This window comes from Streptomyces sp. NPDC042100, from assembly GCF_055582325.1.
This window is the reverse complement of sequence record NZ_JBVJDK010000003.1, coordinates 44,527-58,382: the sequence shown is the minus strand read 5'-3', so window position 1 is coordinate 58,382 and position 13,856 is coordinate 44,527. Positions and strand designations below refer to the sequence as shown.

General features: G+C 74.3%; 10 protein-coding genes. All 10 read right to left on the bottom strand.

The genetic code is table 11. The features are described from left to right. Window positions 1-15: 15 nt before the first annotated feature. Window positions 16-3,084 carry an AfsR/SARP family transcriptional regulator gene (locus ACZ6J5_RS07700; RefSeq protein WP_469388778.1) on the bottom strand — a complete coding sequence of 1,023 codons (3,069 nt, stop codon included), beginning with the start codon at window positions 3,082-3,084 and terminating at the stop codon, window positions 16-18. A gap of 154 nt (window positions 3,085-3,238) precedes the next feature. Further along, window positions 3,239-5,989: an AAA family ATPase gene (locus ACZ6J5_RS07695; RefSeq protein ID WP_469389612.1), complete on the bottom strand. Its 2,751-nt coding sequence runs from the start codon at window positions 5,987-5,989 to the stop codon at window positions 3,239-3,241. 172 nt (window positions 5,990-6,161) lie between these two features. Further along, on the bottom strand, window positions 6,162-6,377 hold the full coding sequence (locus ACZ6J5_RS07690; RefSeq protein WP_469388776.1) for an MbtH family protein: 216 nt from the start codon (window positions 6,375-6,377) through the stop codon (window positions 6,162-6,164). Window positions 6,378-6,489: 112 nt separating this feature from the next. After that, on the bottom strand, window positions 6,490-7,818 hold the full coding sequence (gene lat / locus ACZ6J5_RS07685) for an L-lysine 6-transaminase (RefSeq protein WP_469388774.1): 1,329 nt from the start codon (window positions 7,816-7,818) through the stop codon (window positions 6,490-6,492). A gap of 1 nt (window position 7,819) precedes the next feature. After that, a complete protein-coding gene (locus ACZ6J5_RS07680) occupies window positions 7,820-8,464 on the bottom strand; it encodes an HAD family hydrolase (RefSeq protein WP_469388772.1) in 645 nt (214 codons plus the stop codon). Continuing rightward, window positions 8,464-9,354 carry a dTDP-4-dehydrorhamnose reductase gene (rfbD, locus tag ACZ6J5_RS07675; protein ID WP_469388770.1) on the bottom strand — a complete coding sequence of 297 codons (891 nt, stop codon included), beginning with the start codon at window positions 9,352-9,354 and terminating at the stop codon, window positions 8,464-8,466. Before rfbD ends, ACZ6J5_RS07680 begins: the two co-directional genes overlap by 1 nt. Beyond that, window positions 9,354-10,028, bottom strand: a complete 675-nt coding sequence (locus tag ACZ6J5_RS07670; RefSeq protein WP_469388768.1) for an RraA family protein — start codon at window positions 10,026-10,028, stop codon at window positions 9,354-9,356. The genes rfbD and ACZ6J5_RS07670 overlap by 1 nt, the downstream gene beginning before the upstream one ends. 13 nt (window positions 10,029-10,041) lie before the next feature. Continuing rightward, complete coding sequence (locus tag ACZ6J5_RS07665) at window positions 10,042-11,967, bottom strand: transketolase C-terminal domain-containing protein (RefSeq protein WP_469388765.1); 1,926 nt, start codon at window positions 11,965-11,967, stop codon at window positions 10,042-10,044. Window positions 11,968-11,993: 26 nt separating this feature from the next. Next, entirely contained in the window at window positions 11,994-12,803 is an 810-nt protein-coding gene (locus tag ACZ6J5_RS07660; RefSeq protein ID WP_469388763.1) for an SDR family oxidoreductase, read from the bottom strand. Further along, complete coding sequence (locus tag ACZ6J5_RS07655; protein ID WP_469388761.1) at window positions 12,787-13,854, bottom strand: N-acetylneuraminate synthase family protein; 1,068 nt, start codon at window positions 13,852-13,854, stop codon at window positions 12,787-12,789. The genes ACZ6J5_RS07660 and ACZ6J5_RS07655 overlap by 17 nt, the downstream gene beginning before the upstream one ends. Between the last annotated feature and the right edge of the window lie 2 nt (window positions 13,855-13,856).

The following is a 13,856-nucleotide window of genomic DNA, read 5'->3' as shown; positions in this document are numbered from 1 at the left end:
CTCCGGGAGCGGGCGTCAGCCGGTGCTCGCCGGTGCGTAGGCGGCGGCCTCGGCCGCGTCGTCGGAGGCCGCGCGGACCTCCTCCATGAGCCGCAGCGCCTGTTCCTGCCACCGGGTGGCCTGCATCCGCCCGAAGACGTCGAGGGCCGCCCGGATGTGCTCCTTGGCGCGTTCATGACTGCCCTTGTCGGCGGCGACCTCGCCGAGCGAGAGCTGGATCCGGCCGATGGCCAGGTACTCCCGGGCCCGGGAGGCGATGCCGGCGGCCTCTTCCAGCATCTCGTAGGCGGCGTCGTGGCTGCGCTGGCGGGAGCGGACCATCGCGAGGCCGCGCAGCACGTAGCACTCGCCGACCGGGTCGCCGACGGAGCGGACCGTGTCGAGGGCCTGGCCGAACACGTACTCGGCCTCGGTGATCTCGTCGATCTGGAGGTGCGCCTCGCCGAGCCGGCACAGGATCTGGGCGCGGACCCGCCGGTTCCCGGAGCGTTCGACGGCGGCGAGTCCGGCGGCCATCGTCTCCTTGCCCTCGGCGATCAGGCCTCGGTCCAGGTGGATCTGGGCCATGTTGCTGAGGACGTGGGCCTCGGCGGTGGAGTCGTTGACCTCGGCGAGCATGGCCAGCGCCTGCTCGTAGCCGGTCATGGCCTCGTCCAGCCGCCCCTGGATGCGGTCGACGAAGGCGAGGTTGCGCAGCGCGAGGGCCTCGCCGTGGACGTCGCCGACCTCGCGGAAGAGCTCGCGGGCGGGCCCGAGCCGGCCGCGGGCCTCGTCCATCTTGTACTCGAACATGTGCAGGGCGCCGAGGGAGTACAGCATGGCGGCCTGGCCGCGCCGGTTGTCGTTGTGGCGGGTGACGGCCAGGGCGATCTCGTGGGTGGTGCGCCAGTCGTCGAAGTACCCGTACATCTCGAAGAGGGTGACGAGGGTGAGCGCCAGGTCCCAGCAGAGCTCGTCGAGTCCGGCGCCGGCGGCCTGCCGGACGGCCGTGATCAGCCCGGCCCGCTCGTCCTCGAACCACCGCAGCGGGTCGTCCAGTTCGCGGTCCAGGACCGCCTCGTCGAGCGGCAGCCGGGGGGCGTCGCCGTGGATGAGGGTGTGGTCGCCGCCGTACGCCCGGCGGTGGGCCTCCTCGACCAGCATCAGCCAGGTGCTCAGCACCCGGCCGAGGACGGCGGAGCGCTCCGCGGTGTTCTCGTGCTCGGCCAGGCACTCCTGGGAGTAGACCCGGACCAGGTCGTGCAGGCGGTAGCGGGGGCGGCGGCCCCTGACCACCTCGACGTCGACGAGCTGGGCGTCCACGAGGAACTCCAGGACGTCCTCGGCGTCGGTGGCGTCGAGGCCGAGCAGCGGCGCGGCGACCCAGCTGGAGAACTCGGCGGCCTCCAGCATGGACAGCCGGCGGAAGAGGCACTGCGCGTCGGGGGGCAGGCCCTGGTAGACCATGGCGAGTCCGGCGCGGACGCCGACGCCGCCGTGGGTGAGCTCGTCCAGCCGCTGGCTCTCGTCGCGGAGCCGGGACACCATCTTGGCCAGCGGCCAGTGCGGGCGGGCGGCGAGCCGGGCGGCGACGATGCGCAGGGCGAGGGCGAGGTTGCCGCAGAGCTCGATCAGCTGGAGGGCGCTGGGCAGTTCGCTCTGGACGCGGTCGGCGCCGAGGATGCGGCTGAGGAGCTGGATGGCCTGTTCGGTGGAGAAGACGTCGATCTGGACCGCGCTCGCGCCTTCGAGCCCGGCCAGCCGGGAGCGGCTGGTGATGAGGACCGGGCAGTTCGCCGATCCGGGCAGCAGCCAGCGCACCTGCTCCTCGTCGATGGCGTCGTCGAGGACGATGAGCATCCGCCGGTCGGCGACGAGGTTGCGGAAGAGCTCGGCGCGCTCCTCGATGGCCGGCGGCATCGTGGAGCCGGGGATGCCGAGGCTGCGCAGGAAGCGTTCGAGGATCCGGGCGGGCAGGATCGGCTGGGCGGAGGGACCGCGCAGCTTGGCGAACATCTGCCCATCGGGGAATCGTTTCGCCAGGGAGTGTCCGAGATGTACGGCGAGGGTGGTCTTGCCGACGCCGCCCCGGCCGGTGATGGAGACGATCCGCAGCGCGTACGACGACTCCGTCTCGTCCTCCAGCAGCCGCTTGAGCCGGGCGAGCAGCTCGTCGCGGCCGGTGAAGTCGGCGATGGCGCCGGGCAGCAGCCTCGGCACGGGCGGCGGCTCGACGGCGGCGGTCGCCGTAGAGGGCGCGGCGGGCGCGGCGGGCGCCGGGGGCGCCCCCTCGGCGGACGGCCCGGGGCCCGGGGCGGCGGCCACGGCGACGGCGGGCACGCCCGCCGGGGGCGGCCCGTCCAGCCGGCCGGAGAGGATCGACTCCTGGAGCCGGCGCAGCTCCTCCCCCGGCTCGATGCCGAGTTCGTCGATCAGCTCGCGCCGGCCGCGCCGGTAGACCTCCAGCGCCTCCGCCTGCCGCCCCGACCGGGACAGCGCCACCATCAGCTGGGCGCGCAGGTGCTCGCGCAGCGGGTTCTGCATGACGAGGTCGATCAGTCGGGCCACCAGCGGCTGGTGCAGCCCGAGGGCGAGCCGGGCGTCCACCCACTGCTCGACGACGGTGAGCCGCTGCTCGTCGAGGCGGGCGGCGGGGGCCTGGAGGACGGTGCTGGTGATGCCGCCGCCGAAGCAGGCGGAGCCGCGCCAGAGTCCGAGCGCGGTCTCGAAGGCGGTGGCCGCCTCCTCGAAGCGGCCCGCGTCGGCGGCGGTACGGCCGGCCGTCGCGGCCCGCTCGAAGACGTGCAGGTCCAGCTCGCCGTCGGCGACCTCGACGAAGTAGCCGGGCGACCGGGTCTGGATGACGTCCGGCAGACCGGCCTTCGCCATGCTCGCGCGCACGATGGAGACGCAGATCTGGATCTGGGCGCGGGCGGTCGGCGGCGGGGAGTCGCCCCAGACGGCGTCGACGAGCGTGCCCATGGGTACGATGCGGTTGGGTTCGAGCAGCAGGACGGCCAGGACGATGCGCTGACGCTCGGCGGTGATCAGCGCCGGGCCACCGGGACCGACCACTTCCAACGGCCCGAGTAATCGAAAGCGCATGACCGTCCTTCACATCCACGACACAGTTTCCGCCGGTCAGCTACGCGCAGCAACACCATATCTACCTAACCCGATCGGGTCTGTCCAGTGAGCGGTGTGCCGGAAGTGGCCGGGGGGACCGGGCCGGGCTGCGGGCCGGGAGGCGGGCCCGCCGTCAGCGCCGCCGCGCGTCGGTGAGGTCCCCCGCGGCCGGCCCGCCCAGCAGCGGCGGAAGGTCGGCGCGGCGGCTGATGCGCAGCTTCCGGTAGGTCCGGGTCAGATGCTGCTCGACGGTGCTGACGGTGACGTGCAGGCCCTCGGCGATCTCCCGGTTGGAGCAGCCGACGGCGGCCATCGAGGCCACCCGGCGCTCGGCCTCGGTGAGGCCGTCGCCGCCGTCGGCGGGGGTGGGCAGGGCGGTGGCGCTCTCCACGGCGAGGCCGCGCACCAGCGCCTCGGCGTGGCAGTCGGCGGCCACGATCACGGCGCGGCGCTCGGCGGCCGCGGCCCGGCGGAACTCGCCGAGGGTGCGGTAGGCGCGGGCCAGGTCGGCGAAGGCGAGGGCGAGTTCGTAGCGGTCGCCGTCGTCGGACTGGAGCAGTTCGGCGGCCTGCCGCAGCAGGGCCGGCCGGTGCGCGGGGGCGCTGGCCCCGGCGAGGACCCGGCTCGCGGTGCCGCGGACCCGGCTCGGCATGAAGGTGAACCTGGCCTGCTGCTCGGCGAGCAGCCGCCGGGCGTCCTCGGGGCGGCCGAGGCCCAGGTAGACCTCTGCCGCGTCGGTGCGCCAGGGGATCAGGCCGGGGGTGTCCATGCCCCACTGGGCGAGCCTGGCGCCGCAGCGGCGCAGGTCCTCCAGGGCCATCTCCAGGTAGCCGGTGGCGAGTCCGAAGCGGGCCCTGGCGTACAGGTAGTGCATCCCGTAGCGGGTCTCGAACATGGCGTCCGGGACACGGTGGTCCAGGTGGGCCTGGGCCTCGTCGTAGCGGCCCATGGCGGTGGTGGCGAGGACGAGGGTGCTGAGCGGGGCGCCGACGGTGACCCCCCAGCTGATGGCGGGGAGCAGGGCGAGGGCCTCGGTGGCGTGGCGCCGGGCGTCGCTCAGGTCGCCGCGGCGCAGGGCTATCTCGGCCCGTACGGCGCCGAGTCTGGCCCGCCTGCTGGGGGTGTGGCGGGACCGCATCCGGTCCAGGAAGAGGTCGCACCAGGCGGCGGCCCGTTCGGCCCGGCCGCTGTAGGCGAGGGCGAGCAGGGCGCTCTCGACGGTCTCGGTGGACAGCTCGTCGGGCCGGGTGCCGTGGAGCACCCGCTGGGCGATGCCGACGGCCTCGTGGTTCGGGCCCTCGCCGAGCACGGCGGCCAGCGCGGAGACCGCCTGGAGCCGCCGGTCGGCGCTGACCGAGTGGGTGGGGGGCCGTCCGGCGGCGGAGCGGGGGCCGAGCGCGGGCAGGAAGGAGGGGTAGGTGTGGCGGAGCCTGCGCCGGGTGATCTGGAGTTCGGTGGCGGTCTCCGGGTCGGCGGGCTGGCCGGCCCCGGCGAGGTGTCCGAGGACCTCCTGGGCCTGTTCGAAGCGCCCGTGCCAGAGCAGCGCACGGGCCAGGGTGAGGGCGTCGGCGCCGCGCAGGCAGCCCTTGCGCATGGCTTCGACGAGTTCGCCGAGGCGGCCGCTGGACACGCCGGGGTTGATGCTCCACTCGGCGCGGATCAGGGCGGCGGTGAGGCGGGAGCGGCGCTGCGGGTCGGTGCAGACGGCGCGGGCCAGCCGGAGGCACTCGACCGCGCGGTCGGCGGCGCCGTCGCGCAGGGCGTGCGCGGCGGCGTCCTCCAGCGCGGGCAGTGCCCAGGGCTCCTCCAGGACGCCGCCGCCGGCGCCCCGCAGGTGCTCGGCCACCACGTCGGTGCCGGCGCCGCGCTCGTGGGCGAGGACGGCGGCGCGGGCGTGCAGCCGGGAGAGCTCCTCGGGGTCGGCGGCGCCGGTGACGGCGGCGCGGGCGGCCTCGTGCCGGAAGCCGTCCATGGTGAGCAGTCCGCCGGCGATGAGCGCGTGCACCGCCTCGGTGGTACGGGCCGGGCCGAGGTCCACCAGGCCGTCGAGGTGGTCGAGTTCGCCGAGGACGAGATAGCCGTCGAGCGCCGTGATCATGTCCGGGCAGCTGCGGCGCAGGCAGGACAGGACGGCCTCGCGGTAGCGCGGTCCGGCCTCGCCGCCGCCGAGGTGGTCGCGGACCAGGGCCTCGACGAGGAGCGGGTTGCCGCCGCTGTAGGCGTGCCAGTCGGCGGCGCGCTCCTCCGCGACGGCGTCGCCGAGGTGCTGGGCGATGAGCCGGCGCACCCCGGCCGGGGAGAGCGGGGTGACCTCGGCGCGGTGGCAGTTGGGCTGGCGCAGCAGGTCGGCGGCGAAGCGGAAGTCGGTGTCGCAGCCGTGGCCGCCGTGGGTGAAGACGGCGAGCACCCGGGCGTTGTTGAGGCGCCGGGCCAGGTAGGCCAGGCAGGTCAGGGACGCCTGGTCGGCCTGTTCGACGTCGTCGACGGCGAGGTAGAGCGGGTGGCGTTCGGCCAGCTCCAGGAGGAGGGCGCAGAGTCCGTGGACGATCGCGGGGTCGAGCCCGGGGCCGGCCGCGCCGGTGCGGTGCCGGGCGGCGTGCACGCCCTCCTCGACGAGGGCGACGGCCCGGGCCCGGTCCGCCTCGTCGAACGGGGCCTCGTCCACGAGCTGCCGGACGACGCCGAGGGGCAGGTGCCGTTCGTCCGCCGAGGCCAGGGCCGTGAGCGGGAGCAGCCCCAGGCTCGGGGCCCGATCGGCGAAGTGGTGTATCAGGACGCTCTTGCCCGCCGCGACCGGTCCGGAGACCAGGACGGCGCGCCCTTGGCCCTCCCCCGTCCGTTCGGACAGTGCGGTCAACAGCGCCAACGGTGCTTCGCGCTCCACCAGTTCCACCGTGAACTCCTCCCCTGCCGTCGCCGAGGCGGCCCATGTTTCCCGCCGTGCTCATCGAGCGGCTATCAGCGCGCTATCGATGAGGGCGGGGGGTGTTTCCGGGAGAACGCGGCCAGGGACCCCGCGGCCTTGCCGCGGGGTCCCTGGCGGTGCGGAGCGGGTGTCAGCCGGTCTGGCTCATCGCCTCGACGAGGCTCTTGGGCCGCATGTCCACCCAGTGCTCGTTCACGTAGTCCAGGCAGGCCTGGCGGGTGGTGGTGGGCAGGGCGACGGTCCAGCCGGCCGGGACCTCGGCGAAATCCGGCCACAGGGAATACTGCTCCTCCGCATTGACCAGAACGCGGTAGGAGGCGTCTTCGTCCTCGAACGGATTGCTCATGACCTTCGCACTCCTCAATTGCCGGTGAAATAGAGAGCCGCCCGAATTCTTGTCGCGCGGCCCGGTGCTGACAACCCCTATGTCCCCTTGCCCCGGAGGCCCCGGGGGCCGTTCACCGCACGTCGAGCGAGGTCAGCACCGTGTCCAGGGCGGCGACGCCCTTGTCGAGCTCCTCGGTCCCGACGGTGAGGGCGGGGCGGAACCGCACGGCGCGCGGGCCGCCGGGCAGCAGCAGCACCCGGTGGCGTTGACGCAGCCGCTTCAGGACCTCGTCGCGGGTCGCCGGGTCGGGCAGGTCGAAGGCCCACATCAGGCCGAGTCCCCGGACGTCGCGCACCAGGGCGGGGTGGGCGGCGGCCAGGTCGGCGAGGAGGCGGCCGAGGTGGGCGCCGGTGGTGTCGGCGGCGGCCATGAGCCCGTCCCGTTCGATGATCTCCAGGACCCGGGTGGCCCGCACCATGTCGGCGGTGTTGCCGCCCCAGGTGGAGCCGAGCCGGTCGGGCACGGCCAGCGCCCCCTCGGGCACCTGGTCCACCCGGCCGCCCGCCATCAGGCCGCACACCTGGGTCTTCTTGCCGAAGGCCACGACGTCCGGTTCGAGTCCGAGCCGCTGGTACGTCCAGGGCGCGCCGGACAGTCCGCAGCCGGTCTGCACCTCGTCGAGGACGAACAGGACGTCGTGGTCGTGGCAGAGCTCCTGCATCCGCAGCAGGAACTCGCGGCCGAGGTGCCGGTCGCCGCCGGCGCCCTGGACGGGTTCGGCGACGAAGCAGGCGATGCGGCCGGCCCGCTCGGTGAGGTGGCGCCGGGCGGCGTCGACGGCCTCGCGTTCGGCGCCGGGGACGGGCAGCGGGACGCGGGGCCAGTCCCAGGCCGGGTAGCGGGCGGTGACGGTGGGCGAGGTGTTGGTGAGGCTCAGGGTGTAGCCGCTGCGGCCGTGGAAGGCGCCCTCCATGTGGAGGACTTCGAGGGGCGCGGCCGGGTCGGCGCCGGGGCGCTGGGCCCGCCAGTCGAAGGCGACCTTGAGGGCGTTCTCGACGGCGAGGGCGCCGCCGTCGATGAAGAACAGGTGCGGCAGCCGGGGGTCGCCGAGCACCCGGCGGAAGGTGGCGGCGAAGCGGGCGTACTGCACGGTGTAGATGTCGGAGTTGGTGACCTTGTGCAGGGCGGCCCGGGTGAGTTCGGTCAGGAAGGCGGGGTCGTCGGCCATGCCGGGGTGGTTCATGCCGAGCGGCAGCGAGCCGTAGAACGTGAGCAGGTCCAGGTACTCCTCGCCGCCGCGCGCGTCGACGAGGGTGCTGCCTCGGCTGCGTTCCAGGTCGAGGACCAGGTCCAGGCCGTCCATCAGGACGTGCCGGGAGAGCTCCGTCAGGGCGTTGTCCGCCGTGATCTCCGGGCCGGCCGCGTTCGCCGCGCCCGCCGTGCTGACGGTGATGTCCATGTCACACCTCGTTGTGCTGGTAGCGCCGCGGGTCCAGTGCGTCCAGGCCGGGGAGCACCGCGTCGGCGGCGGCCAGCGCGGCGGCACCGGCGGGTTCCCAGGGCACGGCCACGCAGCGCAGTCCGGCGGCCAGGGCGGCGCGGACCCCGGTCGGGGAGTCCTCGACGGCGAGCGCCTCGGCGGCGGCCAGGCCGGCGCGGTCCAGGGCGAGCAGGTACAGGTCCGGCGCGGGTTTGTGCCGGTCGGTGTCGTCGCCGGTGACCAGGAAGGCGAAGCGGTCGCGCAGCCCGAGCCGCCCGAGGTGGTCCGCCACCCAGGCGTACGGGCTGCTGGAGACGATCGCGGCGCCCCGGGCGCCCGCCAGCAGCGGCTCCAGGCCGGGCCTGGCGGGGGCGGCGGAGCACCGCACGGCCCGCCGTTCCCGCTGCCAGGCCCACTCTTCGGCGGTGACCGGGCGGCCGAGGCGGCCGGCGAGGTCGGCCAGGGCGAGGCGCGCCCCGGCCGAGTTGCCGGTCATCCCGGCCCGTACCCCGGGGTCGAAGGGCACGCCGAGCCGGTCGTACAGGTCCTGCCAGGCGAGCAGCGCGGCGCGTTCGGTGTCGCAGACGACGCCGTCGAAGTCGAGCAGCAGGAACGGGACGGGCATCAGCGGCTCACCGCCCCTCGGTCGCCCGAGGTGAGCAGGGCGCAGTAGCGGGAGAGGGCGTCGGTCCAGTGCGGCATCGCGTGGACGAAGGCCGCGGCGCGGGTGCTGTCCAGGCGGGAGTCGCGCGGCCGGCCGCCGACGAAGCCGGCCTCGGCCATGGACATGGGCACCGGGTGGGCGGTGCCGAGCCGTTCGGCGAGGGCGAGGCCGACCTGGTACCAGCTCGCCCGGCCGCGGCCCGCGATGTGCAGCAGACCGCGCACGGCGAGGGCGCCGGGGAGCAGCCGGACCAGCGCGGAGGCCAGGTCGGGGATGTACGTGGGGCTGCTGAACTGGTCGTCGATCAGGCGGGGCCGGCCGCCGTCCAGGAACTCACGGGCGGCGGCGAGGACCTGGTCGAGGCGCGGGTCGGTGCCGCCGTAGAGCCAGGAGGTGCGCACCACGAGGTGGTCGGGGACGGCCTCGACGATCCGCTCGCCGGCGAGTTTGCTCAGGCCGTAGACGCTGACCGGGGCGGGGATGTCGTCCTCGTTGTAGCCGGCCGGGCCGGGGGCCCGGCCGTCGAAGACGTAGTCGCTGGAGATGTAGATCAGCCGGCTGCCGTGGCGGCGGCAGGCCTCGGCGACGTGGCGGGTGCCGCCGACGTTGACGCGCAGGGCCAGGGCCGGGTCGCGTTCGCAGGAGTCGACGACCGCGTTGGCGGCGGTGTGCACGACGACGTCGGGGCGGAAGGCGTCGATGGAGGCGCGGACGGCGGCGGCGTCGCCGATGTCGAAGTCGGCGAGGGAGACCCCGTGGACGGGCCAGTCGGCGGTCTCCGGGCGGCTCGCGAGCTCGTGCCGCAGGGCGGTGCCGAGCATCCCGTCCGCGCCGGTGAGGTAGACCCGCATCACAGGTGCCCGAACTCGGCGATGAGTTCGGCGACGGAGAGGCCGGAACTGATCTTGTCGCGGATGACGCGCTCGCGGTCGATGTTCATCCGGGTGCGCTCCAGGACGGCGGCGGCGTCGTCCTTGGGGACGACGGCGATCCCGTTCTCGTCGGCGACGACGATGTCCCCGGGGTTGATGACCTGGCCGTCGACGACCACGGGCACGTTGACCTGGACGGGCTCGGTGCGGTCGTGGACGGCGGTGGGCGAGGGGCGCGGGACGGTGCTGCGGTACCAGACGGGGAAGTCCAGGTCGCGGATCTCGTCGACGTCGCGGACGGCGCCGTCGACGACGCCGGCGGCGATGCCGATCTGCTTCGAGAGGGTGGACATCAGGCCGCCCCACATCGCGGTGCGGGTGGTCTCGTGGCAGGCGACGACGATGACGTCGCCGGGCTGGGCCTGGACCAGGACCGGCATGCAGTCGACCAGGTCGTCGATGGAGAGGTTCACGGTGAGCGCCGGTCCGGCGATCTTGTGGTGGTGCTTGACGGGCAGCAGCCCGCCGATGGCGCCGACCCGGCGGCGCGCGTCGGTGACCAGGCAGCTCGGGCTGTACTCGGCGAGGACGGCGCGGAAGCCCTCGACGATCTCCAGGGGCGGCCGGTCGAGTGCGTTGCGGACGGTCTCCACGGTGGTTCTCCCGTCAGTGGGTGGGTGCGGGCGCGGCGTCGAGGACGTCGGCGCCGATGAGCTGGGCGAGGTGGGCGGCGTCCAGGCCGTGGGCGGCGAGGACTTCGGCCTCGGTGCCGCAGCGGGGCACCTCGGTGAGGCCGATGCCGCGGAAGGCGGTGCCGTCGGCGGTGCCGGACTCCAGGAGGCGGCGGGCGATCAGGTCGGCCTGGCCGCCGTGCCCGTACTGGTGCTCGACGACGTACACGTGCCGGACGCCGGCGAGGAGTTTGCCGAGCCATTCGGGGTCGATCCGGTTGTGCCAGGGCAGGTCGACGACGGTCAGTTCGACGCCCCGGGCCGCGAGCAGTCCGGCGGCGCCGAGGAGCTGGGCGAGGACGACGGGTCCGGCGCCGAGGGCGACGACGGGGCCGCCGGGCCGCAGCACCCGGCCTCGGCCGACCTCCAGCGGGGCGGGCGGCAGTTCGGCGAGCTCGGGCGGCACGGGCTGGCTGGACAGGCGCAGGTAGACGCTGTCCGGGGTGGTGCGGCAGTGGTCGAGGGCGGCGGCGAGCTGGGCCGGGTGGGAGGGCTCCAGGATGGCGAGGCCGGGGACGCCGGAGAGCGCGGAGACGTCGCGGACGGCCTGGTGGGAGTGGCCGGGCGCGGCGGGCAGCAGTCCGGCGAGCGAGCCGACGTAGACCACCGGCCGCCCCTCGGTGGCGTTGTTGTAGATGTGCTCGTTGGGGCGGGAGTGGAGGAAGCAGGAGAAGGAGTGCACGAAGGGGCGCAGTCCGCCCGCGGCGAGTCCGCCGGCCATGGAGACCATGTCCTGTTCGGCGATGCCGCATTCGACGAAGCGGTCGGGGTGCGTCTCGCGGAAGGGGATCAGGCCGGTGTCGAGGACCAGGTCGCCGTCGAGGGCGACGATCCGGGGGTCCTCGTGGGCCGCCTCGGTGAGCAGCCGCCCGTACACCTCGGGCAGCCGGACCGCGGGCGGCTTCGGCGGCAGGTCGAGGGTCAGTTCCACGGGCCGCAGCGGGTCCAGGCCGCTCGCGCGGAGGACGCCGTCGGCGGTGTCCAGGAGCTCCCGGTAGGCGGTGTCGTGGTCGGCGGGGCTCGGGGCGCCGCTGTGGTGGCGGTAGCGCCATTCGCCGGGTGCCATCGAGGTGGCGGCGAAGGTGGCGCAGCCGCCGCCCTTGACGGTGTCCGCGATGATCACGACGGGCCGGTCGGGGTGGTCGGCGGCGCGGCGGGCGAAGGCCTCGGCGAGCCGCCGGGGGTCGTGTCCGTCGCAGCGCAGCACGCCCCATCCGGCGGCGGTGAACTTGCCCGCGAGGTCGCCGAGGTCGCTGACGTCGGTGACGTAGGTGTCGGACTGGAGCCGGTTGTGGTCGACGACGACGGTGAGCTCGCCCATGCCGTGGCGGGCGGCGCTGGGCAGCGCCTCCCAGTTCTGGCCCTCCTGGAGCTCGCCGTCGCCGGTCATGACGACGACGCGGGAGCTCCGGCCGGTGAGCCGGTGGGCGAGGACCAGGCCCTTGGCCTTGGAGATGCCCATGCCGAGGGAGCCGGTGTTGAAGAGCATCCCGGGGGTGCCCACGTCGGGGTGTCCGGGCAGTCCGTCGATGCGGCGCAGCCGGTGCAGCAGGTCCTCGTCGAGCAGCCCGAGGCCGATCATGGCGGCGTACAGTCCGGGCGCGTCGTGCCCCTTGGAGGAGAAGTAGACGTCTCCGTCGGCCTCGAAGGGCCGGTCGAGCTCCTCCAGCAGCAGCCGGCTGACGATGTCGGCGGCGCTGAAGCTGGAGCCGATGTGGCCCGATCCGGCGCGGGTGATCATGTAGAGGGTGTTGATCCGGCACATCGCCGAGAAGGCGAGGGCCCGCTCGTGCGGGTCGGCGACGTGGCCGAGGACGCGCGTGAACTCGGCGCGCGGGATCCAGGCCAGGGGCCTGTCCATGGCTTCTCCTCGGGGAGGGGTGGGGGTCACCAGCAGCCGAACCCGCCGTCCACGGCGAGTTCGGTGCCGGTGACGTAGCGGCTCAGGTCGGAGGCGAGGAACAGCAGCGGTCCGGTCAGGTCCTCGGCGCGGGCCATCCGCCGCAGCGGGACGCGGGCGTCGAACTTCTCCCGGAAGACGGGGTCCTGGGCGCCGAGCACCCCGCCGGGCGACAGGGTGTTCACCCGGACCCCGGCCGGTCCCCACAGCGCCGCGAGGTAGCGGGTGAGGGCGGCGACGCCGGCCTTGGACATGCCGTAGGCGGGCGGCTTCAGGAACGGCGGGTCGACCGGCAGGTGGGCGTACATCCGCGGGTCGGGGGCGAGGGAGCCGTACATGGAGCCGATGTTGACGACGGAGCCGGCACCGTTGCGGGCCATCCGGGAGCCGAAGACCTGGCACATCCGCAGCGTCCCGTGGGCGTTGACGTCGAGCACGGCGCCGGACGCCTCGTCCGGGACGTCCTCGAAGAGCCGGCCGCCGCCGTCGGCGGACGGCGGGCTGTCGATGCCCGCGTTGTTGACGAGGACGGCCGGCTCGCCGGCCCGCTCCAGGCAGGTGTCGAGCGCCCGGCGCAGGCTGCCGGTGTCGGTGACGTCCGCGACCAGGTGCAGGAAGCGCTTCGGGTCGTGGGCCTCCACGACCGCCCGCAGCTCGGGCCCCTCGGTGTCGCGCACGTCGAGGCCGACGACGTCGGCACCGGCGCCGAGCAGGGCGTCCACCCAGACCGGGCCGAGCCGCCCGCAGACGCCGGTGACGACGGCGACCGAGCCGGTCAGGTCAGTCGCGGCCGGCATCGCCGTCCACCAGTTCGTCGAGGACGATGTCGGCGTCGGCGGCCAGGGCGCCGCGCAGGCGGCGGCCGACGACGTCGGCGAGCCGGTCGGGGGTGAGCCCGTCGCCCGGTGACTTGATGGCCACGTCCTCCAGGGTGAGGCGGTGCCCGGCCGGCAGGTCGCGCTGGGCGACCAGCTTCTTGCCCATCTTGAGGACGGCGGGCCGCTCGGCCGCGAGGACCTGCTTGTCGGGGCTGCCGAGCGAGCGGCGCACCCGGCGCAGTCCGTCGACGAGTTCCGCGATGTCGTCCTGCTCCAGCGAGAACTTGTGGTCGCTGCCGGGCCGGGTGCGGTCGAGGGTGACGTGCTTCTCCACCACCCGGGCGCCCAGCGCGTAGGCGGTCCACGCGGCCCAGGGGCCGAGGTCGTGGCCGGAGTAGCCGATCACGGTGTCGGGGAACTCGTCCCGGTAGGTGCCGAGCACCGCCAGGTTCAGCTCCTCCGGCTGGGCGGGGTACGTCGCCGTGCACTGGAGCAGCGCGAGCTCGGGGTTGATGGGCAGGATGGTGCCGCAGGCGCGGCGGACCGTCTCCATGTCGGCGCCGCCGGTGCTGACGATCAGCGGCTTGCCGGCCTTCGCCGCGTAGGCGAGCAGCGGGGTGTTGCGGACGTCCCCGGAGGCGATCTTGATGGCGGGCACCCCGAGTTCGGCGAGGAAGTCCACGCTGGCGAAGTCGAAGGCGGTGGCGAAGAAGTCGACGCCCAACTCCGCGGAGAGCTGCTGGAGATGGGTGTACTCGGCGCGGCCGAACTCCAGGAACTCGCGGTGCGCCCCGTAGGTGGGGCCGAAGCTGTTGCGCCCGGTGTACGGGGAGTCGTACATCTCCCGGGTGTAGAGGGAGCGGTTGTCCCGCTTCTGCAGTTTGACCGCACTGGCCCCGGCCGCGGCGGCCTGGCGGATGAGTTCCTCCGCCTTGGCGAGCTCGCCCTCGTGGTTGTGGCCGATCTCCGCGATCACGTAGGCGTCGGTGTCGTCCGAGACGATCCGCTCGTTTACCGTCAGCGCTCTCATGG

Excerpts from the sequence above, each read along its gene's own strand:
- ACZ6J5_RS07690 (WP_469388776.1), bottom strand. The coding sequence starts at position 6,377 with ATGAGCAATCCGTTCGAGGACGAAGACGCCTCCTACCGCGTTCTGGTC.
- rfbD (WP_469388770.1), bottom strand. The coding sequence starts at position 9,354 with ATGCGGGTCTACCTCACCGGCGCGGACGGGATGCTCGGCACCGCCCTG.
- ACZ6J5_RS07700 (WP_469388778.1), bottom strand. The coding sequence starts at position 3,084 with ATGCGCTTTCGATTACTCGGGCCGTTGGAAGTGGTCGGTCCCGGTGGC.
- ACZ6J5_RS07660 (WP_469388763.1), bottom strand. The coding sequence starts at position 12,803 with ATGCCGGCCGCGACTGACCTGACCGGCTCGGTCGCCGTCGTCACCGGC.
- ACZ6J5_RS07665 (WP_469388765.1), bottom strand. The coding sequence starts at position 11,967 with ATGGACAGGCCCCTGGCCTGGATCCCGCGCGCCGAGTTCACGCGCGTC.
- lat (WP_469388774.1), bottom strand. The coding sequence starts at position 7,818 with ATGGACATCACCGTCAGCACGGCGGGCGCGGCGAACGCGGCCGGCCCG.
- ACZ6J5_RS07655 (WP_469388761.1), bottom strand. The coding sequence starts at position 13,854 with ATGAGAGCGCTGACGGTAAACGAGCGGATCGTCTCGGACGACACCGAC.
- ACZ6J5_RS07680 (WP_469388772.1), bottom strand. The coding sequence starts at position 8,464 with ATGCCCGTCCCGTTCCTGCTGCTCGACTTCGACGGCGTCGTCTGCGAC.